The 23,162-nt window shown below is 52.2% G+C and carries 19 protein-coding genes; 9 read left to right on the plus strand and 10 right to left on the minus strand.

Annotation, left to right across the window (positions count from 1 at the left end; translation table 11 throughout):
• Positions 1-200: 200 nt before the first annotated feature.
• Together EL29_RS22665 and mqo are read left to right on the plus strand one after the other, a co-directional pair.
• Positions 201-1,145 (plus strand): Rpn family recombination-promoting nuclease/putative transposase, encoded by a 945-nt coding sequence (locus EL29_RS22665; RefSeq protein ID WP_028716074.1) that lies wholly within the window; start codon positions 201-203, stop codon positions 1,143-1,145.
• Positions 1,146-1,525: 380 nt separating this feature from the next.
• Complete coding sequence (gene mqo / locus EL29_RS22670; RefSeq protein WP_014598277.1) at positions 1,526-3,175, plus strand: malate dehydrogenase (quinone); 1,650 nt, start codon at positions 1,526-1,528, stop codon at positions 3,173-3,175.
• Positions 3,176-3,254: 79 nt separating this feature from the next.
• Here mqo and EL29_RS22675 read toward each other — a convergent pair whose 3' ends face one another.
• The 5 genes from EL29_RS22675 to EL29_RS22695 all read right to left on the minus strand — a co-directional run bounded on the left by EL29_RS22675 (position 3,255) and on the right by EL29_RS22695 (position 8,453).
• Positions 3,255-3,542 (minus strand): VF530 family protein, encoded by a 288-nt coding sequence (locus EL29_RS22675; RefSeq protein WP_014333227.1) that lies wholly within the window; start codon positions 3,540-3,542, stop codon positions 3,255-3,257.
• 220 nt (positions 3,543-3,762) lie between these two features.
• Positions 3,763-4,233, minus strand: coding sequence for a DUF1203 domain-containing protein (locus tag EL29_RS22680; RefSeq protein ID WP_013027943.1), 471 nt, complete (start codon positions 4,231-4,233; stop codon positions 3,763-3,765).
• A gap of 305 nt (positions 4,234-4,538) precedes the next feature.
• Positions 4,539-6,005 carry a pyridoxal phosphate-dependent decarboxylase family protein gene (locus tag EL29_RS22685; RefSeq protein ID WP_014333224.1) on the minus strand — a complete coding sequence of 489 codons (1,467 nt, stop codon included), beginning with the start codon at positions 6,003-6,005 and terminating at the stop codon, positions 4,539-4,541.
• Between the two features lie 14 nt (positions 6,006-6,019).
• Positions 6,020-7,402, minus strand: a complete 1,383-nt coding sequence (locus EL29_RS22690) for a diaminobutyrate--2-oxoglutarate transaminase (protein ID WP_028716075.1) — start codon at positions 7,400-7,402, stop codon at positions 6,020-6,022.
• Between the two features lie 466 nt (positions 7,403-7,868).
• The gene (locus tag EL29_RS22695; protein WP_014333223.1) at positions 7,869-8,453 is read right to left on the minus strand and encodes a TetR/AcrR family transcriptional regulator; all 585 of its coding nucleotides are present in this window, start codon (positions 8,451-8,453) and stop codon (positions 7,869-7,871) included.
• Positions 8,454-8,547: 94 nt separating this feature from the next.
• Between EL29_RS22695 and EL29_RS22700 the strand changes: the two genes are divergently transcribed.
• Complete coding sequence (locus EL29_RS22700; RefSeq protein ID WP_024471510.1) at positions 8,548-9,438, plus strand: ABC transporter six-transmembrane domain-containing protein; 891 nt, start codon at positions 8,548-8,550, stop codon at positions 9,436-9,438.
• Between the two features lie 87 nt (positions 9,439-9,525).
• Here the strand turns inward: EL29_RS22700 and lplA are convergent, their stop codons facing one another.
• On the minus strand, positions 9,526-10,542 hold the full coding sequence (lplA, locus tag EL29_RS22705) for a lipoate--protein ligase (protein ID WP_028716076.1): 1,017 nt from the start codon (positions 10,540-10,542) through the stop codon (positions 9,526-9,528).
• Positions 10,543-11,008: 466 nt separating this feature from the next.
• Here lplA and EL29_RS22710 point away from each other — a divergent pair, with 466 nt between their 5' ends.
• The 4 genes from EL29_RS22710 (at position 11,009) to EL29_RS22725 (ending at position 16,299) form a co-directional block, all read left to right on the plus strand.
• The gene (locus EL29_RS22710) at positions 11,009-11,512 is read left to right on the plus strand and encodes a sugar dehydrogenase complex small subunit (protein ID WP_028716077.1); all 504 of its coding nucleotides are present in this window, start codon (positions 11,009-11,011) and stop codon (positions 11,510-11,512) included.
• Positions 11,513-11,536: 24 nt separating this feature from the next.
• On the plus strand, positions 11,537-13,141 hold the full coding sequence (locus EL29_RS22715; RefSeq protein ID WP_014604668.1) for a GMC family oxidoreductase: 1,605 nt from the start codon (positions 11,537-11,539) through the stop codon (positions 13,139-13,141).
• Positions 13,134-14,492: a c-type cytochrome gene (locus EL29_RS22720; RefSeq protein WP_019105914.1), complete on the plus strand. Its 1,359-nt coding sequence runs from the start codon at positions 13,134-13,136 to the stop codon at positions 14,490-14,492. The genes EL29_RS22715 and EL29_RS22720 overlap by 8 nt, the downstream gene beginning before the upstream one ends.
• A gap of 265 nt (positions 14,493-14,757) precedes the next feature.
• Positions 14,758-16,299, plus strand: a complete 1,542-nt coding sequence (locus tag EL29_RS22725; protein ID WP_026021009.1) for a sensor domain-containing diguanylate cyclase — start codon at positions 14,758-14,760, stop codon at positions 16,297-16,299.
• A gap of 60 nt (positions 16,300-16,359) precedes the next feature.
• Here EL29_RS22725 and EL29_RS22730 read toward each other — a convergent pair whose 3' ends face one another.
• The gene (locus tag EL29_RS22730; RefSeq protein ID WP_014598286.1) at positions 16,360-17,100 is read right to left on the minus strand and encodes a nitroreductase family protein; all 741 of its coding nucleotides are present in this window, start codon (positions 17,098-17,100) and stop codon (positions 16,360-16,362) included.
• A 317-nt stretch (positions 17,101-17,417) separates the two neighbouring features.
• On the opposite strand from EL29_RS22730, the gene EL29_RS22735 reads away from it, so the two are divergent.
• Positions 17,418-18,053 carry a LysE family translocator gene (locus EL29_RS22735; protein ID WP_019105916.1) on the plus strand — a complete coding sequence of 212 codons (636 nt, stop codon included), beginning with the start codon at positions 17,418-17,420 and terminating at the stop codon, positions 18,051-18,053.
• A gap of 194 nt (positions 18,054-18,247) precedes the next feature.
• On the opposite strand, the gene EL29_RS22740 is transcribed toward EL29_RS22735, so the two are convergent.
• A complete protein-coding gene (locus EL29_RS22740; RefSeq protein WP_014333214.1) occupies positions 18,248-18,805 on the minus strand; it encodes a GNAT family N-acetyltransferase in 558 nt (185 codons plus the stop codon).
• A gap of 341 nt (positions 18,806-19,146) precedes the next feature.
• On the opposite strand from EL29_RS22740, the gene EL29_RS22745 reads away from it, so the two are divergent.
• Entirely contained in the window at positions 19,147-20,811 is a 1,665-nt protein-coding gene (locus EL29_RS22745) for a methyl-accepting chemotaxis protein (RefSeq protein WP_019105917.1), read from the plus strand.
• A 457-nt stretch (positions 20,812-21,268) separates the two neighbouring features.
• On the opposite strand, the gene EL29_RS22750 is transcribed toward EL29_RS22745, so the two are convergent.
• Positions 21,269-22,201 (minus strand): DMT family transporter, encoded by a 933-nt coding sequence (locus EL29_RS22750; RefSeq protein ID WP_028716078.1) that lies wholly within the window; start codon positions 22,199-22,201, stop codon positions 21,269-21,271.
• Positions 22,201-22,788 (minus strand): TetR/AcrR family transcriptional regulator, encoded by a 588-nt coding sequence (locus EL29_RS22755; protein ID WP_014333211.1) that lies wholly within the window; start codon positions 22,786-22,788, stop codon positions 22,201-22,203. Before EL29_RS22755 ends, EL29_RS22750 begins: the two co-directional genes overlap by 1 nt.
• Between the last annotated feature and the right edge of the window lie 374 nt (positions 22,789-23,162).

The raw sequence follows: 23,162 nt of genomic DNA on the forward strand, positions 1-23,162 counted from the left end.
GCCTGAAATCCAGTAAATTAAGCAGGTTAGCGTGCTTTTAACCGTTGATATCTGGCATGATGACGGACAACGCCTGTAAATCATACTGACAGCATGGCAGGTAAATCAGAGAGTGCTGGAAAAAATGTATGTGTGAATCGACATATTCGTTTTCGCGCCGGTAAGCATTACGCCAGGTTGCGCTTGCAGAGTCAGGACAGATGAAGAAAAAAAACAGTACACCCACGCCTCACGATGCCACCTTCCGCCAGTTTCTTACGCAGCCAGAGATTGCGCGTGATTTTATGGAACTGCACCTGCCTGCGGAATTACGGGCCGTGTGCGATCTCAGCACGTTAAAACTCGAATCCGGATCTTTCGTTGAAGATGATCTACGCCAATATTTCAGCGACGTGTTGTACAGCCTGAAAACCGCACAAGGCGATGACGGCTATGTTCACGTCCTGATCGAACATCAGTCCTCACCGGATAAGCACATGGCATTCAGGCTGCTGCGTTATGCCGTGGCGGCGATGCAGCGCCACCTTGAAGCCGGCCATAAAAAATTGCCGCTGGTCATCCCTGTCTTGTTCTATACCGGGAAACGTCGTCCTTATCCTTATTCCACGCGCTGGCTGGATGAATTTACCGATCCTGCGCTGGCCAACCGGCTCTATAGCACGGCTTTTCCGCTGGTGGATGTCACGATTATTCCTGACGAGGAGATTGCAGAGCACCGCAGTATGGCCGCGTTAACCCTGCTTCAGAAACATATCCACCAGCGCGATTTAGCGGAGTTGGTTGATAAGTTTGTCCCGGTCTTACTGGCGGGCTATCTTTCTTCATCACAGGTCGTATCGCTGATACACTATATCGTGCAGGCGGGAGAAACCGCCGACGCCGAAGCATTGGTAAGAGAACTGGCACATCGCGTGCCGCAACACGGAGACGTACTGATGACCATTGCGCAGCAGCTCGAACAAAAAGGCATGGAAAAAGGCATGGAAAAAGGCATCCAACTGGGTCGCGAAGAAGGCCGCTCAGAGGGAGAGCGCGAAGCGACGCTGAAAATCGCCCGCACTATGCTTCAAAGCGGTCTTGACCGTGAGACGGTTATGAAGATGACCGGTCTGAGTGAAGACGAACTGGCGCTGATTCGCCACTAATCCATGTCCCTGAAGGCGTATCGTTCAGGGACATCAGGTTGCGTGTACTGCCCATACTTTTTCGTCAACCGCCTCATCCTGTTCCGTACATGTTAATGCACGTTTGCCGCAGTAAATAACCCCACTTTCCGGTCAGGCGCCGCCATTTCCGTTTATTCGTCGCACAGAGAATATTTGTGTTAGGGCATTGTATATTTCGAAACGCCCCTTTATTGTGTGGTTAAAATATATCGATAACAAAGTTAATCTTTTGTAACTAAATTAACTGCAAAACCCTGTCTTTTAATTTTTTAACTATTTTCATATTAACTACGAAATAACAATATTTTAAAGTTTCGGAACTTTTTTTAACTAGTTCTCCACGAAATCGTAGATCCCTAATGATTAAATCAACTAAATTTGTACCTGCACTGTCGCTTGCAGCGTTACTCGTTTCTTCAGTGACCCACGCTGAAAATTCACCAGAAAAAACAGATGTTCTGCTGATTGGCGGCGGTATCATGAGCGCCTCTCTGGGCACCCTGCTGGAAGAGCTGCAACCGGGCTGGAAACAGATCATGGTTGAGAAACTTGATGGCGTAGCGCTGGAATCCTCTAACGGCTGGAACAACGCCGGTACCGGCCACTCAGCCAACATGGAACTGAACTACACGCCAGAGCGTGCAGACGGTTCTATTGACGTGACCAAAGCGCTGGAAATCAACGAAGCCTTCATGATTTCTCGTCAGTTCTGGAGCTCTCAGGTTAAAGACGGCGTGTTAAATAATCCGCGTTCGTTCATTAACTCAACGCCGCACATGAGCTTTGTCTGGGGCGATAACGTTGATTATCTGACGAAACGCTATGCCGCACTGCAGAAAACTGTGCTGTTCCAGGGCATGAAGTTCTCAACCGATCACAAGCAGATCGCGCAGTGGGCGCCGCTGGTTATGGAAGGTCGCGATCCACAACAAAAAGTGGCTGCTACCTGGACGCCAGTAGGAACCGACGTTAACTATGGTGAAATCACCCGTCAGTTAATTGGCAGCCTGAAGAAGAACGATAATTTCCGCCTGGAAACCTCTTCGGAAGTGACCGATTTTAAACGTAACAGTGATAATTCCTGGCACGTTACCATTAAAGACGCCAAAAATGGCGGCGAACGTACCGTAGACGCGAAATACGTCTTTATCGGTGCAGGTGGCGGTGCGCTTAAACTGCTGCAAAAAACCGGTATTCCGGAAGCCGACAATTACGCAGGTTTCCCGGTAGGGGGATCCTTCCTGGTGACAGAGAATAGCGCGATTGCCGATCGCCATCTGGCAAAAGTGTATGGTCAGGCTTCCGTGGGTGCGCCACCGATGTCGGTTCCGCATCTGGATACCCGTTACCTTGATGGTAAGCGTGTCGTGCTGTTTGGACCTTTCGCAACGTTCTCAACCAAGTTCCTGAAAAATGGTTCGTTGTTTGATTTACTGAGCACAACGACCACCCACAACTTTATGCCGATGACCCACGTAGGCATGGATAACTTTGACCTGGTCAAATACCTGATCGGTCAGGTTATGTTGAGCGATGATGACCGTTTTGCCGCGCTGAAAGAGTACTATCCTGAAGCGAAGAAAGAAGACTGGAAACTGATTCAGGCCGGTCAGCGCGTGCAGATCATCAAAAAGGATGCGGATAAAGGCGGCGTGCTGAAACTGGGTACGGAAATTGTGACCGATCAGCAGAAAACCGTTGCCGCATTGCTGGGTGCATCGCCTGGCGCATCCACGGCTGCACCTATCGCAATCAATGTGATGCAGAAACTGTTCCCTGAACAATTCAAGTCAGCAGAATGGCAGGAAAAAATCCGTAAAATCGTTCCTGCTTACGGCCAGAAACTGAACGACAACCCTGCGCTCACACAGCAGGTCTGGGATGAAACGGCAGCAACGCTGCAGCTGACCAAGCCGCCGGTTATTCAGATGGGCAATCAGCCAACTGAAGCGCCCGCTGCTAACAGCGAAAAAGCCCCAGCCTCGGCGAAGCACGATATGGCGCTGTAATACGGTCATCTGAACGAAACTAAGCCCGCGCCATCCGTGACGCGGGCTTTTTTTTGTTTAGAAGGGCGTTAACACGTTTTCAGGTTTTATCTTCGCGCCAGTTAGCCCAGGGATCATCACTGGCTGGGGGCGCAGAATCCGGCTGAGATTCACTCAGCGAAGCCAGATAGAGCGCTTCCACTTCTGCCCGCGCCCACGGCGTACGGCGTAAAAACTTCAGGCTGGACTTCACGCTGGGGTCGTTTTTAAAACAGTTAATATTGATGCGCTTACTCAGTTCAGGCCAGCCATACTGTGCGACAAGGCTGTTGACCTGCATTTCAAGCGTAACGCCATGCAGGGGATCTTTAGAGGCGTGAACGGTCATAGTCTTTCCGATAAATGCGGTAAAAAACCGATCCTGCAGTATGGTGCCTCAGGGTGCAAGCGCTGACTGGACATATTCGCTGTCTGTTCTGAAAATCTGCTGCACGCATTCCTGGGCTATCTGAGCGCGCTGTATCATTTCACTCTCTGCGCCTCACCGACTTCGGGAACAAAACAGACGAAGCGCACCTTTCGCCTTCCCCCGGTCACTGCCGGGCCCGTTACTCACAACGATCTACCCGGCAGGAATAACATCCCTGCCTGGCGTTATGGACCTGGATATAGCGCACCGTCGGGTGGCTAAAAAAGTGCGTTATCATTTCGTCTGCTGCTTTTCCTTCGCAGACGTCTGCCTGGATCAGTAAATCTTGCACATCAAAGCCCCGTAACGAAAGAAGCCGGTGCGTCATGACCGGGGGTAATGCATTAATGTAAATGCCCTGTTGGGTACAGTGCTCCCAGAGGTAGATCGCATGAGAACCATAATAAGGCGTTCGGGCCGGTTGATAGAGATGATTAATCAGCAGCGCGGTTTCACCCGCCGGGATATCACGCAGTGAAATTCTGTCGGGATAACCAGGAGCGTTTTCTACTTTCAGTCTCATTACGCCATGTTGTTTTAAATAGCGCTCGTTCTGTCCGTAAAGGTGAGTGAAAGCATCGGCTTTCAGGCCTGAGATTTGATAGGTCATTGTGCTCCTCCGGTTATCAACAGAAGGACGATAACGTTTCTGCGTCAGCCGTTCTCGCTGTTTTCGGCCACGGAGATGATCACGCCAGTGCTGCGCGATATCCCATAGGTGCTGCGCTTTTTCTTCGCCTTAAAGAGACCTGCAAACGGCAAGTCCAGCAACGCCGTGACGTCCAAACAGATGATAACCTGTTGATTAAAGGGGCAGGGAGGCATTCAGAGGGAAGGTGCAGCGGACTCATGCGCCATCAGCATGGGGAATAAAAGCGCCATGCCGGTGACACTGTCACCGGCATGATAAAGCATTTAGCGTAATGACTGAGCTGTTTTCTCAAGCAGTGCCAGCAGGACGGTAATATCTTCCAGCGTCACGGTTGGATTTAACAACGTCATTTTCAGACAGGTAACGCCGTTATGCTCGGTCACGCCAACGTTGGCGCGACCTGATTCCAGCAGAGCATCGCCAATACGCTGATTGAACAGCGCAACGTCGGCATCGCTCCACTCCGCCATCTGTTGTGGACGATAACGGAACAGGACGCTTGCCAGTTGAGGTTTCATAACCAGTTCCAAGGCGTCGTGCTGCTCAACAAACTGCGCCACCTGCTGAGCCAGCGTTACGCCATGGTCGATAATGGCGGCGTACTGCTTCTGACCGAGGGCTTCCAGCCCCATCCACAGTTTCAGCGCATCAAAACGACGGGTGGTCTGCAACGATTTCGAAACCAGATTCGGCACGCCCTGTGCTTCATCAAACTCAGAGTTCAGGTATGCCGCCTGATAGCGCATCAGCTCATAGTGACGGGCTTCTTTTAACAGAAAAGCACCGCAGCTGATGGTCTGGAAAAACTGTTTGTGGAAGTCCAGCGTAACGGAATCCACCAGGTCCAGCCCGTCCAGATAATGACGATACTTCTCTGACAGCAGCAATGCACCGCCCCAGGCCGCGTCAACGTGCACCCAGATTTTCTGCTCTGCGGCCAGTTTGACGATATCACGCAGCGGATCGATAGCACCGGCGTCGGTGGTGCCTGCTGTCGCGACAATGGCCAGCACCTGTTCATTATTGGCTTTCGACTGTGCCAGTTTGTCAGCCAGATCGGTTATGTCCATGCGTGCAAACTCATCGCATTTCACTAACGTCACGGACTGGTAGCCCAGGCCGAGGAGCGCCATGTTCTTCTGCACGGAGAAGTGGGCATTCTCTGAACAAAAGACTTTGATCTTTCTGAGATCGCCGATCAGTCCGTCCTGCTGAACAGAATGGCCCTGACGGGCAAAGAAGGCATCACGCGCCAGCATCAGCCCCATCAGATTGCTCTGGGTGCCGCCGCTGGTGAACACACCGGCATCGCCTGCCTGATAACCCACCTGTGAACGCAGCCATTCAATCAGCTTCATTTCAATCAGGGTGGCAGAAGGCGCCTGATCCCAGGAATCCATACTCTGATTCGTCGCGTTAATCAGCACCTCGGCAGCCTGGCTAATGACCAGACTCGGGCAGTGCAAATGCGCCACACACTGTGGGTGATGGACCGACAGACTGTCTTTCAGGAAATACTCAATCGCGCGCTCAATGGCGGCCTGGTTGCCCAGGCCCTCGGGATTAAAGTCCAATTGGATACGTTCGCGCAGTTCAGCAACTGTTTTACCCTGATACATTTCAGGCTGTTCCAGCCACTTAACCACTGCCGCACTGCTTTGTGCGATAGCCTGCTGGTAAGCCTCAGTGCTTTGCACTGAGGACGCCAGAATCGGATTTGACCGTGACATCGAATTTACTCCACTCAAACTGCTTCGACGCCAGCGGCAAGCAGGGCGCTTTCGAACTTATCCAGGAAAACCTGCATTTCGTCATGATTGATCAACAGGGAAGGCAGCAGACGCAATACGCAACCGTGACGTCCCCCGCGCTCAAGGATCAGACCGTTTTCAAAGCATTTCTTCTGAACCAGAGCCGATAAATCGCCATCGGCCGGGTAGCAGCCCATATGATCCTGCGCTTCGTTCGGCTTGACCATTTCAATACCGATCATCAGGCCAAGACCGCGAACGTTACCGATGGCAGGATAACGTTTCTGCAGTTCGGCAAGTTTGCCTTTCAGCCACTCACCTTTTTCAGCGACGCTGCCAGCGATGTTGTTTTCTTTCAGCAGCTTCAGCGTGGTCAGGCCGGTTGCCATGGCCAGTTGGTTGCCACGGAATGTCCCGGTGTGGTGGCCAGGTGACCAGGCATCAAACTGCTTTTTGATCCCCAGCACGGCAAGCGGCAAACCGCCGCCGACGGCTTTTGACATTACAATGATATCGGGCTCAATACCGGCATGCTCGAACGCAAAGAATTTACCAGTGCGGGCAAAACCTGCCTGAACTTCATCCAGAATCAGCAGAATACCGTGTTCCTGGGTAACTTTACGGATGCGCTGCAGCCATTCAGTCGGGGCAGGGTTCACGCCGCCTTCACCCTGAACCGCTTCAAGGATCACGGCCGCAGGTTTACGCACACCACTTTCAACGTCGTTGATCAGGTTTTCGAAGTAGTAGGTCAGCGCTTTTACGCCCGCGTCACCACCAATGCCCAGCGGGCAACGGTACAGGTGCGGATAAGGCATAAACTGCACTTCAGGCATCATGCCGTTAACGGCTTCTTTCGGTGACAGGTTACCGGTGACAGAAAGCGCACCGTGCGTCATGCCGTGATAACCCCCGGAGAAGCTGATCACCCCTGAACGGCCAGTATGTTTCTTCGCCAGCTTGATAGCGGCTTCAACGGCATCCGCGCCGGAAGGACCGGTGAATTGCAGGCAGTATTCTTTGCCCTGACCCGGTAACAGGGAGAGCAGGTATTCTGAAAACGCATCTTTGAGTGGCGTGGTCAGATCCAGAGTATGTAACGGCAAGCCGCTGGTAATGACATTTTGGATGCTTTGCAGTACGTCAGGGTGATTATGACCTAACGCAAGCGTTCCGGCACCGGCAAGACAGTCAAGATACTGTTTGTTCTCGACGTCTGTGATCCAGACACCATCAGCTTTCGCAATCGCTAATGGTAATTTACGCGGATAACTTCGAACATTTGATTCAAACTCGGCCTGGCGGGCCAGATAAGACTCATTGTTACCGTTTAATGTATTCGCATTCAAACTATCAATACGGACTTTATCCGTCATCATATCTCTCCTACAACCGGGCGTGGCATCACGCTGCAGTTGGATAAGTGAATAAAATTTAGAGCTAGTGTTAAAAACGCGGCCAATATATTGGTTTTTATCACAGGACTCAATGATTAATTTTATGAGGATTTATTAATGTATTTACTTTATAAACCAGCGACTTAGACCCAAATTAACGGTCAGGGCAGCCACTTTTATCAAAACCTGTAAACAATAAAGCGCCAAAAAACACCTGCTTATCGCATTTCGGCATCAGTCTGGGCGAGAAAAATAAAGTGTGTTAGCAAGCATTTCTGCGCGAATAAGCGATAAAATTTGAGATTAATCAAGCCACAAAATGTAAAGCACGCGCCATTTGAATGACACATTTAAAGCGTAATGCACATCATTCGTATAACTTCTATTTAACATTTAATTAATGGCAATAAAGAAGAAAACGGCGCTTTACTGACTTCCCGCTCCGTTAACGCATAAATTGCACAAAGTGGTGAATGTCGGCCAACGCCTGCTCAATTCGCGCGGGTGAAGACGTAATACTCAGCAGATCGGCGTAGCCGTTGAGTAAGGCGTTAAGCTGGCGTGCGCTGCGTGCCACATCATCCGTATGCAAGCACCCTTGTTCAACGCCCGCGCGAATAATCTTGCAGAGCAACGCATCCCAACCGGCGATAATCTTGTCGGCCAGTTCAGCGTAATCGGCATTATGGCTGGCCATTTGCCAGAAGGAAGCATAAAGCCGCCAGACTGAATCTGATGTGTCAGGAATGTGGCCTTCAATCATAGAGTGTAGTTGCTGCACAGGATCCAGCGCGGCCAGCTCAAGGGTGAAATCATCCAACTCGCGCTGCATAAAGTGCTCCAGCGCAGTCAGGGTGAGCGTGTGCCAGTCAGGAAAGTAGTGATAAATATGGCTGCGTGAAATACCCAGCGATTCCGTTAAGTCACGTGTCGTGGTTTTTTCAATTCCCTTCTCGATAAACAGCGCGATGGCGCCCGCAATAATCGTCTCTTTGCGTGTTTCTCCAGATGTTGCCGTTGATGCTTTCATTGTGACTCCTGGATTGACTTTGAGCAATCGCTCAAATACGATGCGCTGGCTATTGAGCGACCGCTCAATTTTAACCGTTTACCAAAAGAAAATCATGTGTTCTCACAAAACAATAACGCCGGAGACGGCGCCGCAAAATGCCATTGCCACCCTCAAGATGCTGGGACGTCGTCACAGTAAAAAGCTCTTTCTTACCCTGCTGTTAGTAGTGGCGGAAAACGTTACCTACCTGCTTTATCCGCTGTTAGCCGGGTTTGCCATTAACGCCATTGTCACCGGGCAGGCGCTTCATGCTGTGCTTTATGCGGTCATGGTCTTTACAATGTGGGCACTAGGCGCCGCAAGACGCAGCGTTGATACCCGCACCTTCGCCCGGATTTATGCCGAACTGGCCGTGCCGGTTATCGTGGCACAACGTCACGAGAAGCAAAATGCTTCCACTATCGCCGCTCGCGTGACCTTGTCACGTGAGTTTGTCGATTTTTTTGAGCTGCATCTGCCAACGCTGATCACCTCTCTGGCATCAATTAGCGGCGCAGCCATTATGCTTCTGGTAATTGAGTTCTGGACGGGCGTGGGCTGTCTGATCATTTTGTTGATACTTGCCTGCTTTCTGCCGGGCTTTTCGCGCAAGAACGAAGCGCTGTTTGGCCGTCTGAATAACCGGCTTGAAAAAGAGGTTAGCCTGGTCACCGTTGCCCAGGCACCCGCTCTGGCGAAACACTACGGCGTACTGGCGCGATTACGCATAGGGCTATCCGATCGCGAGGCGTTAGGTTTTATAACGATAGGTACAGCAGCGGCGCTGCTGTTTGCCTTTACCATCCTGTCCATGACCCGTAAAGGGATGGGTGACGCAGGGCACATCTATTCGGTCATGACCTATCTGTGGATGTTTGCCATGAGCCTGGATGACGGACCCCGATTGCTTGAAAAATATTCGCAACTGAAAGATATCGGCAAACGCGTCAATACGGGAAGTTAAGTTGAACCTGGGCAGCCGCAGGCAATCGTCTGACGCGGCCCATTTCTGCTGCTGAGCCGGGCAAACGCTACCTCGCTCACCGGACTGTCAGCGGAGACTTGTCACCAGCCATTGTGCAAGCTCATCCAGTTCGTGCTGCTGCAGCGGATAGTCCGTTTTCAACGTTTCTACATGCTGAGCCAAAACGTCAGGCTGATAGGCTGCACCCTGTAAGCGGGAGGCCAGCACCTCCAGTGGCGCAGGGTTCAGGCTGTCGCTAAATATCTGACAGCGGCTAATGGCGCCCCGTTCAACATCAAAATGTATCTCCACGCCGCCCCATACAAAGCGATGATCCAGAAGATGCGAAAAGTCTGGCGCCTGGCCAAAATTCCACGCCCAACTGCTTTGACGGGCAAACTGTTGTTCAAAGCCCGGCAGATCCGGCAGGTTATCAGGAGAAATAACATCGGGTTCACAGCGAGTTGCAAAGTGTTCAAAACAGGCTTCCGTGATGGCATGGCAAAGGCGTTCGTAGCTGATATTGGGCACCAGCGTTTGCAGGTTTGTCACGCGTGCTCGCACGGAGGCGATGCCTTTCGCCTGTAACTTTTTCACGTCGGGATTGAGATAATCAGCCAGGCGCGACAGATCGGCATTAATTAGAACTGTGCCGTGATGAAAGCCACGGTCGGGCGTTTCGCGATAAGCAGAGCCGGATATTTTGCGCACGCCGTCACCGGTGTCGATCACCAGATCGTTTCGTCCTGAAGCCTGCGCATTGACGCCCAGCGTTGCCAGTGCCTGCAGGATGATAGCGGTTGAGACACTTTTATCGTAACCTGGCTTGCCCGCCATAAAGGTAAAGCAGCAGTTGCCCAGATCGTGAAACACCGCGCCGCCTCCACTGCTGCGTCGCGCCAGCTTAATACCGTCCTCTGCCATACGACGTGTATTGCACTCTTTCCACGGGTTCTGCGCCCGACCAATGACCACCGTTTCCGCATTACGCCACAAAAACAGCACGCGCTGTTTAGCCGGCATCTGGCGAAAAATACACTCTTCTACCGCCAGATTAAACCAGGGATCGTTCGATTCTGATAACAGTAAACGTAATGGGGGCATGATCAACTCCGTTTGCTTGAGAACGTATGCCGCTGCAGCAGGGCAGAATGGCAGTTTACTTCACTCCGCTTCAAAGACAACGATCGCCCTCCATAGCCTGAAAATGCCACATGGGTCAGCGTGCTCTCAGTTCCGCTTTGTATCAAATTTGTTTAATATCGATTTAATATATTTATAACCCAAGCAACTATCTGGTTTATCCTCAGCGGATTGTTAACATTTAGTTAATTACCAGTGGATCATTGAGAAAGAGACGTTCATGATCCCGCAGACTGAAAGCGGCAGATGGCAGACTCACCAACCATTATGCTGTTGAATTGGCGCTTAACCAGCGGCTTCAGGTGCGAACGCGGCAGGGAATTGCTGTGAATCCTGGCCCAAATATTATGCGCGCTGCCAGCATAATAATCCGTATTACGCAGGCTGATTTGCTGCCAGCGACAGGTGGCTTTTACTGGAAGATATGATGAATCACTATTCACGCCGACGCGTGCTGAAGATGGTCGGTCTGGTTGCTGTAACCAGCGCTGCCGGACATCTGCTCCCTCTTGCTCGCCTCAACGCCGCCCAACCCGATGCCCAGACAGATGAGCTGGATATCTTTATGCAGGTTTCTCAGCAGCTTACCCAGCAGGATGAACTTAACGAAACCGTGGGTGCTGCGCTGTATGACACGTTGAGTCAGACCCAAAAGAATTTCTCCTCTGCGCTTTTGCGTTTGAGTAGCCTGCTGGCCCATCAGCCCGATCTGTTGCAACAGGAACGCCTGCCGTTTGCTGAGAGTGACGCAGGTAGCGCGAAGCTGGCGAGCACTATCCTGAGCGGCTGGTACACCGGGGTTGTGGGCAAAGGCAAAAATGCACGCTACATCACCTACATTAGCACGCTCGCGAATCAAATTGTGAATGACAAACTGGTACCGCCGAGCTTCTCCTATGGCGTCTGCGGCAGCTGGTCGAGTCAACCGTGATCCTTTTTATGAGTAATGTCATCAATGAAGAAGAATGAGTCGGCGGATGTCGTTGTGATAGGCGCGGGCGTAAATGGCGCTTTGCTGGCCACCCGACTGGCCAAAGCGGGTAAATCCGTTGTATTACTTGAGTCCGGGCCGAAAATTGGGCGCGATGAACTGGTCGAGCGCTTTCGCAGTTCCGCCTTTAAGTCTGACTTTATGTCACCTTATCCCTTTTCTCCCATGGCACCTCAGCCACGCTATACGCCTGAGCCTAATGATTATCTGCAACAGCTCGGTCCGCAGGCGTTTAATGCGCAGTACATCCGTATTTTTGGCGGCACCAGCTGGCACTGGGCTGCTCAGCTGTGGCGCTTTGTGCCAAATGATTTTCAGCAGCATACCCTTTATGGCGTGGGCAAAGACTGGCCGATCGGCTATCAGGATTTGGAGCCCTATTACTATGAGGCTGAGGTCATTGCCGGCGTCGGCGGTTCACCTGATAACGGCTCGCCACGCAGTAAACCGTTTCCGATGGCGCGCGTGCCGGCTTCATGGCTTCAGCAACGCGTCACGGCCAGACTGGCACCCGACTTCAGCGTGCTGGACGACAGCACGGGACGCAACAGTCGCAGTTACGATGGTCGCCCGGCCTGCTGCGGTAACAACAACTGTATGCCGGTGTGTCCGATTGATGCTCAGTATCACGGCGGTCTGGCCGCTCAGCAGGCTGAGGACACAGGCGTTCAGGTGATCACCGAGGCGGTCGTGTATAAGCTTGAGCATGACGCGCAGGGCAGGATTGTTGCCGCCCACTATTATGACTGGAATAAAACCAGCCATCGCATTACGGCACAGACATTTGTTCTGGCGGCCAATGCGATTGAAACGCCAAAGCTTTTACTGATGTCGACCAGCGATAAATTTCCGCACGGGATTGGCAATGCCCGTGACAATGTTGGTCGTAATCTCTGCGACCATCCCGCCATTGGCGTCACCTTCGACGTGGATGAAGAGATTTGGCCCGGACGCGGACCTGTCAGTCCCTGTTCAATAGGGCAGTTCAGAGACGGCGAATTCCGCCGCGAACATGCGCCATTCCGTCTGGATATCTCCAATGCATCACAGGTGGCGGCGGTGACGAAGGAAGTGCTGGAAGAGGGGTACTTTGGTAAAAAACTCCAGGAGCAGGTTCGTTTTCGTGCGGCCCGCCGACTGAGCATTAAAAATGCGCTGGAACAGCTCCCCAATCCCGATAACCGCGTGACCCTGAGCAGCAATAAAGATGCATTAGGATTACCCACGCCTGCGCTCTTCTGGGATGTGGATGACTATGTGCAGAAGGGCACGGAAAAAACGCGAGAGTGCTACGATGCGATAGCGGCAAAACTGGGTGCGACCAATATCCGACACAGCAAAAGCGGTAAATTTTCGAACCGTCAACATATCATCGGTACGTTGTCGATGGGACTCGATCCGGCAACCAGCGTAACCGATGTCTGGGGACGGGCGCACGATCATGAAAACCTGTTTATGGTCGGTACTGGCGTGATGCCAACGGTCGGCACCTGTAATGTCACGCTCACCGCCATGGCGCTTGCGCTGCGTACCGCTGATAAGATTTTGCAGGAGACACAGCATGGGTAAGCGATTGAGCCGATTGCTGCCCGCTACGCTGCTAATGCTGACTGCAACTCAGAGTAGCGCGTGGGCGGAAAGCCAGACTGACCTCATAAAACGAGGGGAATATCTTGCTGTGGCTGGGGATTGTGCGGCCTGCCACACAGAGGAAGGCAAAGCGCCGTTCAGCGGCGGCCATGCCATCGGTAGCCCTTTAGGCATTATTTTTAGCACCAATATCACGCCCTCGAAAACAGCCGGTATTGGTCACTACACTGAAAAACAGTTTGCCGATGCGCTACGCAGGGGCATTCGTGCCGATGGCAGTCATTTGTATCCGGCTATGCCTTACACCGCCTATGCCAAAGTGAGTGATAGCGATGTGTCTGCGCTTTATGCTTACTTTATGCATGGTGTGAAAGCGGTCGATAGCCAGCCAGAAAAAACCGATTTGCCGTTTCCGTTTAATCTTCGCTTAAGTATGGCGGCGTGGAATTTCCTCTTCCTGGACACAAAACCCTTCAAGCCCGATCCCAGCCAGTCCGCGGAATGGAACAGGGGGGCTTACCTGGTCGAAGGGCTAACGCACTGCAGCACCTGCCATACGCCGCGCAATTTTTTAATGGCTGAGCAGCAGAGCAAATCGTTACAGGGCGCCTCTTTAGGGACGTGGTTTGCGCCTGACATCACCGCCAATACCTTACAGAGTGACGATCAGTGGTCACGGGAATCGCTGGCAGCTTATCTGGCGAGCGGTCACGCCGATAACGGTGCGACGGCGGCGGGGCCGATGCTTGAAGCGATAGACAAGAGCTTTTCGCGTATGACGCCGGAAGATCGGGCGGCCATAGCAACCTACCTGATGCCTGCCGCCGATCAGGAAGAAGGCGAGGCTGACGCGGATTCAGATGTTCAGGAACCGGCTAGCGGACTCACGCCGGTGACCGGAGATGATACGCCAGACATGCTGTCCGATTTAACGGATGGCGAGCGCGTATACCGCAACAACTGTGCCGCCTGCCATAACCTTGAGGGACAGGGCCTGAATGGTTTACCTGCCCTGAGTAAACATCCTATCCTGGAAAAGCCTACGGCCGATAACGTTGCCATGGCCGTGCTTGAAGGTGTCTGGCCCGCAAACGGTCAGGGCATGATTGGTTTTGCCCATACGCTGGATAATACGCAAATTGCCGACGTCACGAATTATGTCATGCAGGATATAGGCAACAGTGCCGTGCGCATTACCCCGGAACGGGTGAAATCACTGCGTCAGGGCGGCGAGCCGTCACTGCTTTTACCGATAGCCCGCGCAGGGTTGGCAGTAGTTGTGCTGACGATCGGACTGCTGCTGTTTTGGTGGTGGCGCCGCCGACGTTAACCTCTCCTTCTCCATGTCATGGATGACGTGGAGCGCTGCCTCGACATCTGCGCGTTCCCCGATACGCCCGACCGGTGAGGCTGGCACCATCAGCCTGCTATCAGAGCCTGCTGCCTGTACTCTGAACAGGCGCAAGGCGAGGCTGGCGTTCCTGTCTTAATCTAAACTGAAAACGGCAGATATAAATGGCCTTTCAGGATGTTATTGATAACACGTTGTTTCTGATATGTTGCATTATCCCGTGGCGAGAGAAGGGTTAACCAGCATGGAATTACGTCGAAAAAAAGATGCGGCAATGATGCGCCTTTCACCACTGCTCAGAAGCATTACCCTGGCGGGAAGTTTATTGACGATTGGCGTTATTGTGATCAATGTCTGGACGCTTTACCAGGACTGGCAAAGAACGGTTCGTATCACTGAAGAACGCGCCATTGATCTTTCTTTGGCTCAGGCCCGTCAGGCCGAAGATACCTTTCTGCAAACGGAACTGTCGCTGCGTGAAGTCCAGCGTGAAATCGAGTCTCAGGCAGAGACGGGCGGAGATGTCTCAACCCTCAACGACATCATGCGGACGTTACAGAGCCGCCTGCCGCAGCTGGAGGGTATTTTCTATTACGATGCGCAGGGGAGATGGGTCGCCAGTTCGTTAATGCAGTCGTTTTCAGGAAATAACGCCGACCGGGAGTATTTCAGCTATCATCGCAACAATCCACGCAACAGCCTGCACGTGGGGCCTGCATTACGAAGCCGCAGTTCGGGCCGCTACGTTATTCCTGTTTCGCTGCGCGTCAGTGATAACTACCAGGGATTCCGTGGTGTACTCCTTGCCACGGTGAGCATCGATTACTTTCGTCACTACTACGATTATTTTGTTATTGGTCCAAAGGACTTACTGGCGCTGATGCTGGCAGACAGCACCGTGCTCTATGCTCGTCCTTTGTCGAACAGCTACATCGGTAAAAATCTCTCCTCCAGCCCGCTTTTTCACCAGCTGTTAGCCAATGCCGAACGCGGCAGCGGCCAGTGGAAAGCGAAGGTTGACGGCGTAACCCGCATTTTTGGTTTCGCCAGTTCTAGCCGTTACCCCTTGGTTGTCGCTGCAGGATTTGACAAAGAGGGGCTTTTGATTAGCTGGGCCGAAAGCCGGGTTCAGGGCGTAGTATTAAGCCTGGTGCTTCTGATGGCGATCATTCTGCTGTGGATGTTGATACGGCATGAGGCCAAACGTAGCTTACGCTATCAAATTGAATTAACCCATCTCAGGGATGAACTGACCGAAGCGAATCATTCACTGGAGAATCTGGCAAACGGCGATGGGCTCACCGGGCTGGCTAACCGCCGGTACTTTGACCACTTTCTGATAAAAAGCCTGCTGCACGGCCGCAGTAGCGGTGGGCCGGTATCATTAATCCTTTTCGATATCGATTATTTCAAACGCTACAACGATACCTACGGCCATGTCGCGGGTGACGCCTGTTTACAACAAGTAGGACGCTTACTGAAGACGTTTGCCCAGCGCCGCATCGATATCGCCGCACGCTATGGCGGAGAAGAATTTGCCATCGTGTTAGCCGACACCTGCGCCGCGGATGCGTTAAAAATAGCCTCAAGCGTGGTTGAGGCCGTCAGGAAGTTAGCGATACCGCACAGCTCGACAGGGCTGGAAACCGGGTGCGTCACGCTGAGTGCCGGCGTGGCAACAACGGTGGCAGGGGAAGGGCCAGAAAGGGCGGAACGATTAATTAAACGGGCGGATGAAGCGCTCTATCGTGCTAAACACGAGGGGCGAAACGGGGCAAGGGGTTAGCCTGTGAGAGTTGAGCCAGAGGGAAAGACATCGCCCGGGCATTGCCCGGACGGATGACGGTTATTTGTCGCTACCAAATCCCTGCTTGTGCAGTGCAGGCAGGACTTTTGGGAAATAGATGTGCTGATAATATCCGCTCACGCTGTCGCTCCAGCTTTCGCCGTCTGCTCGCCCGGTGGCTTGCCAGTGCTGAACCATTTCGGCATTGTAAGCGGCGATCTGCTGTTCCAGACCTTCGGTGCGATAGCTTTCTTCGTGACGGAAGGTCTGCAGAGGCAGGCGCGGCTTCTGGAAAGCGGGCTGGTCGACGTAACCGATAACGACGCCCGCGACAGGGAAAGTATATTCCGGCAAATTAAGCAGTTCGATCATCGCGTCAGGATCGCGGCGAATTCCCCCGATGGGCACGATGCCTAAACCTTCCGCCCGCGCAGCGGCCATAATACTGCCTAGTGCAATGCCCACGTCAGTCGCGCCAGAAACAATACTTTCAATGCTGTCCTGAGCAACCTGCTCTTTGCCCACGGCCGCCATGGCGACCCGGGATTTATGCATATCGAGAACGACGGTGATAAAAACGGGCGCTTTGGCAATCCAGGGCTGTCCACCGGCAATCTCTGAAATGGCCTGACGTTGAGCGGCATCCCGCGTAACGACCAGTGAAACCTGTTGTGAGTTAACGGAGGTAGGGGCGCGATAGGCGGTGCTGATAATGCGATCAAGGATGGCATCGTCAACAGGTTTATCGGTAAAGCTGCGCTCACTTTTATGGCTGGTGAACAGATTAATAATATCGCTCATTATTGCTCCAAAAAGGGTAACCCAAGAATTCGTTTCCCAAGGATAGCAAATACAGACTGGCACCTCTTTAACCGCACTGGCTTTAAGCTGCCGATTAATAACAAATTTAACAGGTGAGTCAGGCTGTTCGTGGGTAACCAGCAAAGGTATTAAACAGATGCACCTGGGTGGTGAGCGATGAACGATGGTGACGAGCAAGAAGCTGCTTCAGCGGGCCTGTTTCGTTTTCGAATCCCGGAGACAACACAATCCACCCTGTGAAAACGGATCATTTCCTTTAGAATAGCCGCTCTGATTATTCCCTACCGAGGTCCAGGATGTTGATTTCAAGCCTTATGGCCATTGCTGCCGTTCTGATTATGGGGGTGATAAGCCGCCCTGGCCCAAGCTTTATCTATGTTGCCAGAAATGCTGTTGTGCATTCTCGTCTTCACGGAATCGTGACCGCTTTAGGCACTGGCGTTGGTGCTGCGATTTTTGCCCTGGTCGCGATGCTTGGGCTACAGAGGCTGCTACTTTTGGTGCCGGAACTGTTTGTGGTTATGAAGGTGGCGGGCGGGTTTTACTTATTATGGCTGGCTTTTAACATCTTCAAAGGTGCATCTCAGCCTGTACACCTCGCGTTGAATGGACAAAATGGGCACAGCAAGACATGGCTAAAAACATTCAGAGATGGGTTGTTAACACAACTGAGCAATCCCAAAACAGCCATTATCTTTGCCTCTATTTTTAGTGCCCTTTTGCCTAAAAATATCCCGCTACTGTTTTATGTCGTCATCCCTCTGATGAGCTTTTTGATCGATTTTGTCTGGTACTCCATCGTTTCTGTCGCGCTGTCTGCCGAGAAACCGCGTCAGGTATATTTACGTATCAAGACGTCAGTTGATCGCGTTTCCTCAGCGGTCCTGGGCATACTGGGTATCAAACTAATCTCCTCATCATTCACCAAATAAGCAGCCTGACTGTTTACCCTGGGCGCGCTTAATCATTCGTTCTTTCTCCTGTGGCTCGCCGGAAAGGGAAACCGTGGGTGAGAGGACACAGATGGGTTGATTTGAGGGTAACGACCCGTACCGGCATAAAGCGGACATGCGTAACAGTCTAGAGCCGCGCTCAGCGAAAGGCTGACTTCACAGGATGGGGAGAGTCAACCGCCATATCTGTAGATCAAGGTATCGTCAGTCATTCCCATGCTGTCGAGGCGCTCGTTAACCAGCCTGGCTTCCAGTTTGAAACCGCATTTTAATGCAACGGACTGACTCCGCACATTACGTCCCGCGACACGAATTTCAATTCTCTTTGCGTGCAAAAAATCGGAGGCTATTTTAGTGGCCAGTTTGCACGCTTCGGGCATGATGCCTTTGCCCAGTGCATTGGTTGCAAGCCAGTAGCCGATTTCGACGTAAGGGATAGCCTGATTGCGGATGAACAAGCTTATGCAGCCTAAGAGTTCATCTGACTTGCGTTCAATGATTAAAAACTTATATTCGTCTCTGTCATTCAGGAAGTTATCTGCGGCATCTGCCATGTTTTTCTCAACTGAATCAATAGAGTGAAAACCCGGAGACCAGAGTAAGAACTCATGATGAAGTGAGCTGAACGCATTCAGTTTTCGTTGCATTTCTTCTGCACGGCCCAGGTCAGGCGCTGTCAGATAAAGCATGTCATGCTGCCGAAAAGAAGAAGGAATATCATCCAGATACATAAAAATCTCCTTAGTGCGGGTTATCTTTTTTATCATAAGCGATGAAAAGCTGCATTAGCCTAACTGAGTGAAAAGGGTGAGCCGTGCCCATTCAGGCAAAAAACAGCCAGCTTATTGCGCAATGTCCACATTCAGCAGAAAGCGAAACTTGAGCAGCCTTTCGCGGCTTTGTTAGCCCTGGGTTTTACGCGATATTCACGTTTATGTTCAGGCCCTGCACATTCTCACTCTACTCATCTCCATAACTCACCAGCCTCTCTCTAAAAAAATCAGGTTTTCGTTGATTTCGACGATTTACTAAGCGTTGGTTTTTTATTTTTTAAATACACACAGGGTGAGTTATGACAATTTCACAGCGACTTTATCTTACGTTTTCTCTGCTCTCAGCTTCTCTCGTTTCTATGGTTATTATTTCCATCGTGGTCGTTACTGGCTTCCAGTATCGCTTTCACTATGTTCAGATTAACGCCATACCTTCGATCATCGACTTAAACGTACTGATTGATGAGAACAATGAACTTCTCATTAAGCTATACGACTATCAGGGCGCAAAAGACCCTGCCAGGCAGGGGCAAATTGAATCAGAAATGAACAAAACGGTTGAGCGCCTTAATACCCTCAATCAGCATTATCTTGAGAATGATATATCCAGCGACGAAGATCTGCGGCTGACCAAAGAGGCGTTCGTCATGATTAAAAACATTCATGACAGGCTGCTGCCTTTCCTGCAGACCAACAGGATTCCCCAGTCATCATCGACGGCGAACTCAGATGAAAGCAGTAAAAATCTGAGTGAAGCCATTCGCACGCTTACAAGCAGTTACCGTAAGCAACTGCAGATAAATATTGATATCGGCACTCAACTGGATGAAACCAATACCCATATCTACTATACGACTCTATGGGGACTGATTGCCGGCTCTGGCGCCGTCATCCTTGTATTGGGTTTTTTCACGATCAAAACCATCATGTCTATACGCCGTCAGTTGAACGGCATGCGTCAGACCATGGAAGAGGCCAGTGAAAAACTCGACCTGACTCTCAGGGTTGATGAGTCACGTCATGATGAAATCGGCCTGACGGCAAGGGCCTTCAACCATCTGATTGAGAATGTTTCAGATTCACTGTCTAAGGTGGAAGCTTCTGCTCAGTCGGTAAGCTCTGCTTCTGCACAGATTTCGGCGGGTAATGAAGACCTGTCCTCCCGTACGGAAGAGCAGGCGGCCTCCCTGGAGCAGACAGCAGCGAGTATGTCCGAGCTTAGCGAAACCGTCCGTCAGACCGCTGAAAATACGCGTCTTGCCAGTCAGTTGGCGAAAAACGCCCGGGATATCTCAGAAGACAGTGCTGGTCGTGTCCGCACACTACTGTCCACTATGAGTGACATCAGGGCAAGCTCAGCCAAAATCACTGACATCATTGCACTCATTGAAGGGATTGCCTTCCAGACCAACATCCTGGCGCTGAATGCCGCCGTTGAGGCTGCACGTGCTGGTGAGCAGGGGCGGGGATTTGCGGTCGTGGCGGGTGAGGTTCGTAATCTTGCACAGCGCTCATCCTCTTCAGCTCGTGAAATCAAGGAGTTGATTGAGTCATCAATGGGCTTTGTCGAGGCCGGTTCTGAGCAGGCGGAAGGGGTAGGCTCTAACATGTCACGCATGAATGATGCGGTGCGGCAGGTCACTGATCTGGTGGATGAAATATCCGTAGCCGCCGGAGAACAGTCGCAAGGCATCAGCCAGGTCCATCAGGCCGTAAATCAGATGGATGGAGCGACACAGCAAAACGCCGCACTGGTTGAGCAGGCCTCCGCAGCATCGCGTTCTCTGATAGATCAGGCCTCCACGCTGGGTCATTTAGTGGGTGCCTTCACGATTACGCTTGCGGGTCAGTTAGCCAGTAATAATCGGGAGCAAAACCGCGCCGCAGCGGTATCGTCGCCGGTTTTTAAGAAACCGCAGACCGCAGTGGTTGGCGGACAGGATCAAAACTGGGAGCAGTTCTGATAAAAGTAGGCCATAAAAGGTTCTGATAAGGATCGAAATCTGGCAGCTTTTAAACGCCTGATGCCCTGCAACAGGCGTTTTATATTTGATAAGGGCAGACCGAGAGGGCTGAGACATCGCTGCTGATGTTGGTAATGTCAGCCATGAGCAAAAAGCGAAAGGTATCGTCCCGCCTGAACCCTCGGAGACGCCAGGCAGCAGAACATTCGATTTCTTTGGTCCTGTCTTCATCGTACCCGGATTGACTATGCAGATTACCCTGGGGCCCTGTAAATCCTGGACGTTATCGTTGATACAGGCGCCACAGGACACCTCCGCTCAGGTTCAGGGACGGGGTCAGTTATCATTCTCCAGGCGGGTTTTGCTTTCCTCAAGCTTGATGAGAGCGCCCGTGCGTACGTCGAGAGCCCAGAATGCATCGAAGGCCGCTTTTTCCTTCTTTTTTCCTGTCGCCAGATTAAAGGTTATCAGCCCGGCGCTGGGTTGAAGGGGAGGAGCGCTTGTCCGCTGGAAAGGTGATCACACCCAGGCAGGCAATAATGAGTCCTACACCGGCCCAACCTGAAAGCGGCAGCCTTTCCCCGACAAGCAGAACGGCCAGCAGAGCGGCGACGACCGGCTCCAGCAGCGTGATCGTGGTTGCCATGCTGGCCGGGATGCGCGCCAGTCCGTAGCCATAGCAGAGATATCCCAGAAACATTGGAACCAGCGCCATATATATCCCGACGGCGGCATTATTCCAGGTTTCCAGAAGCGGTGCGCCGGTCATCAGAAGGACAGGGACAAGCAGGATACCGCCCGCTCCAAAGGTCGCCCCCATTGCCGCGCGTGGAGCTATGCCGCCCTGCATTAACCGCCGCGCAGACCACGAATAAAGGGCATAGGTAAAACCAGCCAGCAGCCCCAGCGTAATGCCCGTCATTGCAGAACCTTGTCCAGTACTGTGCCCACCGCTTTCCGCAAGGCAAAGCAGGATCATGCCGGCAAGCCCTGTAGCGGCACCGCCTGCCCACTGCTTTGTGAGGCGTACGCCTTCAAGACGGTACTCAATGAGGGCTGACAGTAGCGGGGCAGAGCCGATGGAAATGACAGTGCCGACAGTGACCCCGGCATAGCGCATAGACGCATAAAAAGCGAGCGGATAAACCGCCACTGCGAGGGCGCCCGTCAGCAGAAAAGGCCAATGCCGAAAAATCAGTCGCCGCTGTCGAATAAGCGGGGTTGCAGCGATAAGTCCCTGGAACAGTCCACCGATACCCATTGCCACCGAGCCCACGGCGAGCGGGCTTAAAGCCGGGGCAAAGGTGGCGGCTGTACCGGTCGTTCCCCAGAGCACAGCCGCGATAATGACGGCCGTTGCGCCACCCGTTTGGTGTCCGGATGCAGGCATCAGTATGCCTCCATCAGTTGTTCAGCAATTATACTGGCCTGACTCACGCAGTCGCTGTTACCTTCCAGCCCGGCTCGTGAAATGCTGCCTTCCAGTAGAAAAGCGAAGTGCCGTGCCATCTTGCGCGCGCTTTCTGCATCTCCCATCATCAAATCTGTCAGATGCGCGGTCAGAATCGCCTCCACTTCCTCCTTGTGCTCACGAACGGCCTGTCGTCCCGGCGCGCTGGCGGGCAACTCTGCCGCTGCGTTCAGCAGGCCACATCCGCGAAACCCGTTTTCATAGGCAAATTCAGCATGGTCCTCATAAGCCGCGAATACGGCCAGTACCCGTTCTTTCGGCGTCATGGCAAGGTCCAGACGATTTTTGTACAAGGCAAGCCATTCCTCGTGACGAACCCTGAGATAAATCGCGACCAGCTCATCTTTAGAGGCAAAGTTGTTATATAAGCTTTTTTTGGCGACCCCGGCCCGCTTTACGATGGCATCGATACCTGTCCCGTTAATACCGTGGTTGTAAAACAGCACGCGCGCCGCACTGAGCAACTTATCATAAGCAGTTTCTGCGCTGGCAGATTGAGTTGGCATGACGATAACCTTTGTTAGCGGTATGTATGTATACCAGTCTACCTACTAAGCGGAAATATTCAACCTGTGTCTGTTTCCGGCAGTGAACAGTCGTTGCAGCCCTTTCTCTGTGGCTGCAGCGAGGATTCCGAGACGTTGTGTGAGTCTCTGGCGCTTTGCATGCGTCTGGTCATTTCTTATAGCATCCGGGGTGCCGCCGAACGTATTACGTTAGCCCTGGCCCTGTCGTGCAGCAGAATCGCATGCAGTCTCGGCTGGTCAATCAAGACGTTCAACGTCACTTATGGGCACGACAGGTTGTCAGGATGCTGCTTTCTGCGTTCATTCGCTGTCAGGAACAAGAGGAAAAGCTCGGTCGTGACGGCGGCCTGGTA

It is taken from the genome of Pantoea ananatis LMG 2665, assembly GCF_000710035.2.
GTDB classification, from domain to species: domain Bacteria; phylum Pseudomonadota; class Gammaproteobacteria; order Enterobacterales; family Enterobacteriaceae; genus Pantoea; species Pantoea ananatis.

Coding starts and splice junctions, on each gene's coding strand:
- EL29_RS22685 (WP_014333224.1), bottom strand. CDS start 6,005: ATGTCACGGTCAAATCCGATTCTGGCGTCCTCAGTGCAAAGCACTGAG.
- EL29_RS22745 (WP_019105917.1), top strand. CDS start 19,147: ATGACAATTTCACAGCGACTTTATCTTACGTTTTCTCTGCTCTCAGCT.
- EL29_RS22700 (WP_024471510.1), top strand. CDS start 8,548: ATGTGTTCTCACAAAACAATAACGCCGGAGACGGCGCCGCAAAATGCC.
- EL29_RS22690 (WP_028716075.1), bottom strand. CDS start 7,402: ATGACGGATAAAGTCCGTATTGATAGTTTGAATGCGAATACATTAAAC.
- EL29_RS22755 (WP_014333211.1), bottom strand. CDS start 22,788: ATGCCAACTCAATCTGCCAGCGCAGAAACTGCTTATGATAAGTTGCTC.
- EL29_RS22730 (WP_014598286.1), bottom strand. CDS start 17,100: ATGAGCGATATTATTAATCTGTTCACCAGCCATAAAAGTGAGCGCAGC.
- EL29_RS22735 (WP_019105916.1), top strand. CDS start 17,418: ATGTTGATTTCAAGCCTTATGGCCATTGCTGCCGTTCTGATTATGGGG.
- EL29_RS22725 (WP_026021009.1), top strand. CDS start 14,758: ATGGAATTACGTCGAAAAAAAGATGCGGCAATGATGCGCCTTTCACCA.
- EL29_RS22710 (WP_028716077.1), top strand. CDS start 11,009: ATGAATCACTATTCACGCCGACGCGTGCTGAAGATGGTCGGTCTGGTT.
- lplA (WP_028716076.1), bottom strand. CDS start 10,542: ATGCCCCCATTACGTTTACTGTTATCAGAATCGAACGATCCCTGGTTT.
- EL29_RS22680 (WP_013027943.1), bottom strand. CDS start 4,233: ATGACCTATCAAATCTCAGGCCTGAAAGCCGATGCTTTCACTCACCTT.
- EL29_RS22665 (WP_028716074.1), top strand. CDS start 201: ATGAAGAAAAAAAACAGTACACCCACGCCTCACGATGCCACCTTCCGC.
- EL29_RS22720 (WP_019105914.1), top strand. CDS start 13,134: ATGGGTAAGCGATTGAGCCGATTGCTGCCCGCTACGCTGCTAATGCTG.
- EL29_RS22715 (WP_014604668.1), top strand. CDS start 11,537: ATGAAGAAGAATGAGTCGGCGGATGTCGTTGTGATAGGCGCGGGCGTA.
- EL29_RS22750 (WP_028716078.1), bottom strand. CDS start 22,201: ATGCCTGCATCCGGACACCAAACGGGTGGCGCAACGGCCGTCATTATC.
- EL29_RS22675 (WP_014333227.1), bottom strand. CDS start 3,542: ATGACCGTTCACGCCTCTAAAGATCCCCTGCATGGCGTTACGCTTGAA.
- mqo (WP_014598277.1), top strand. CDS start 1,526: ATGATTAAATCAACTAAATTTGTACCTGCACTGTCGCTTGCAGCGTTA.
- EL29_RS22740 (WP_014333214.1), bottom strand. CDS start 18,805: ATGTATCTGGATGATATTCCTTCTTCTTTTCGGCAGCATGACATGCTT.
- EL29_RS22695 (WP_014333223.1), bottom strand. CDS start 8,453: ATGAAAGCATCAACGGCAACATCTGGAGAAACACGCAAAGAGACGATT.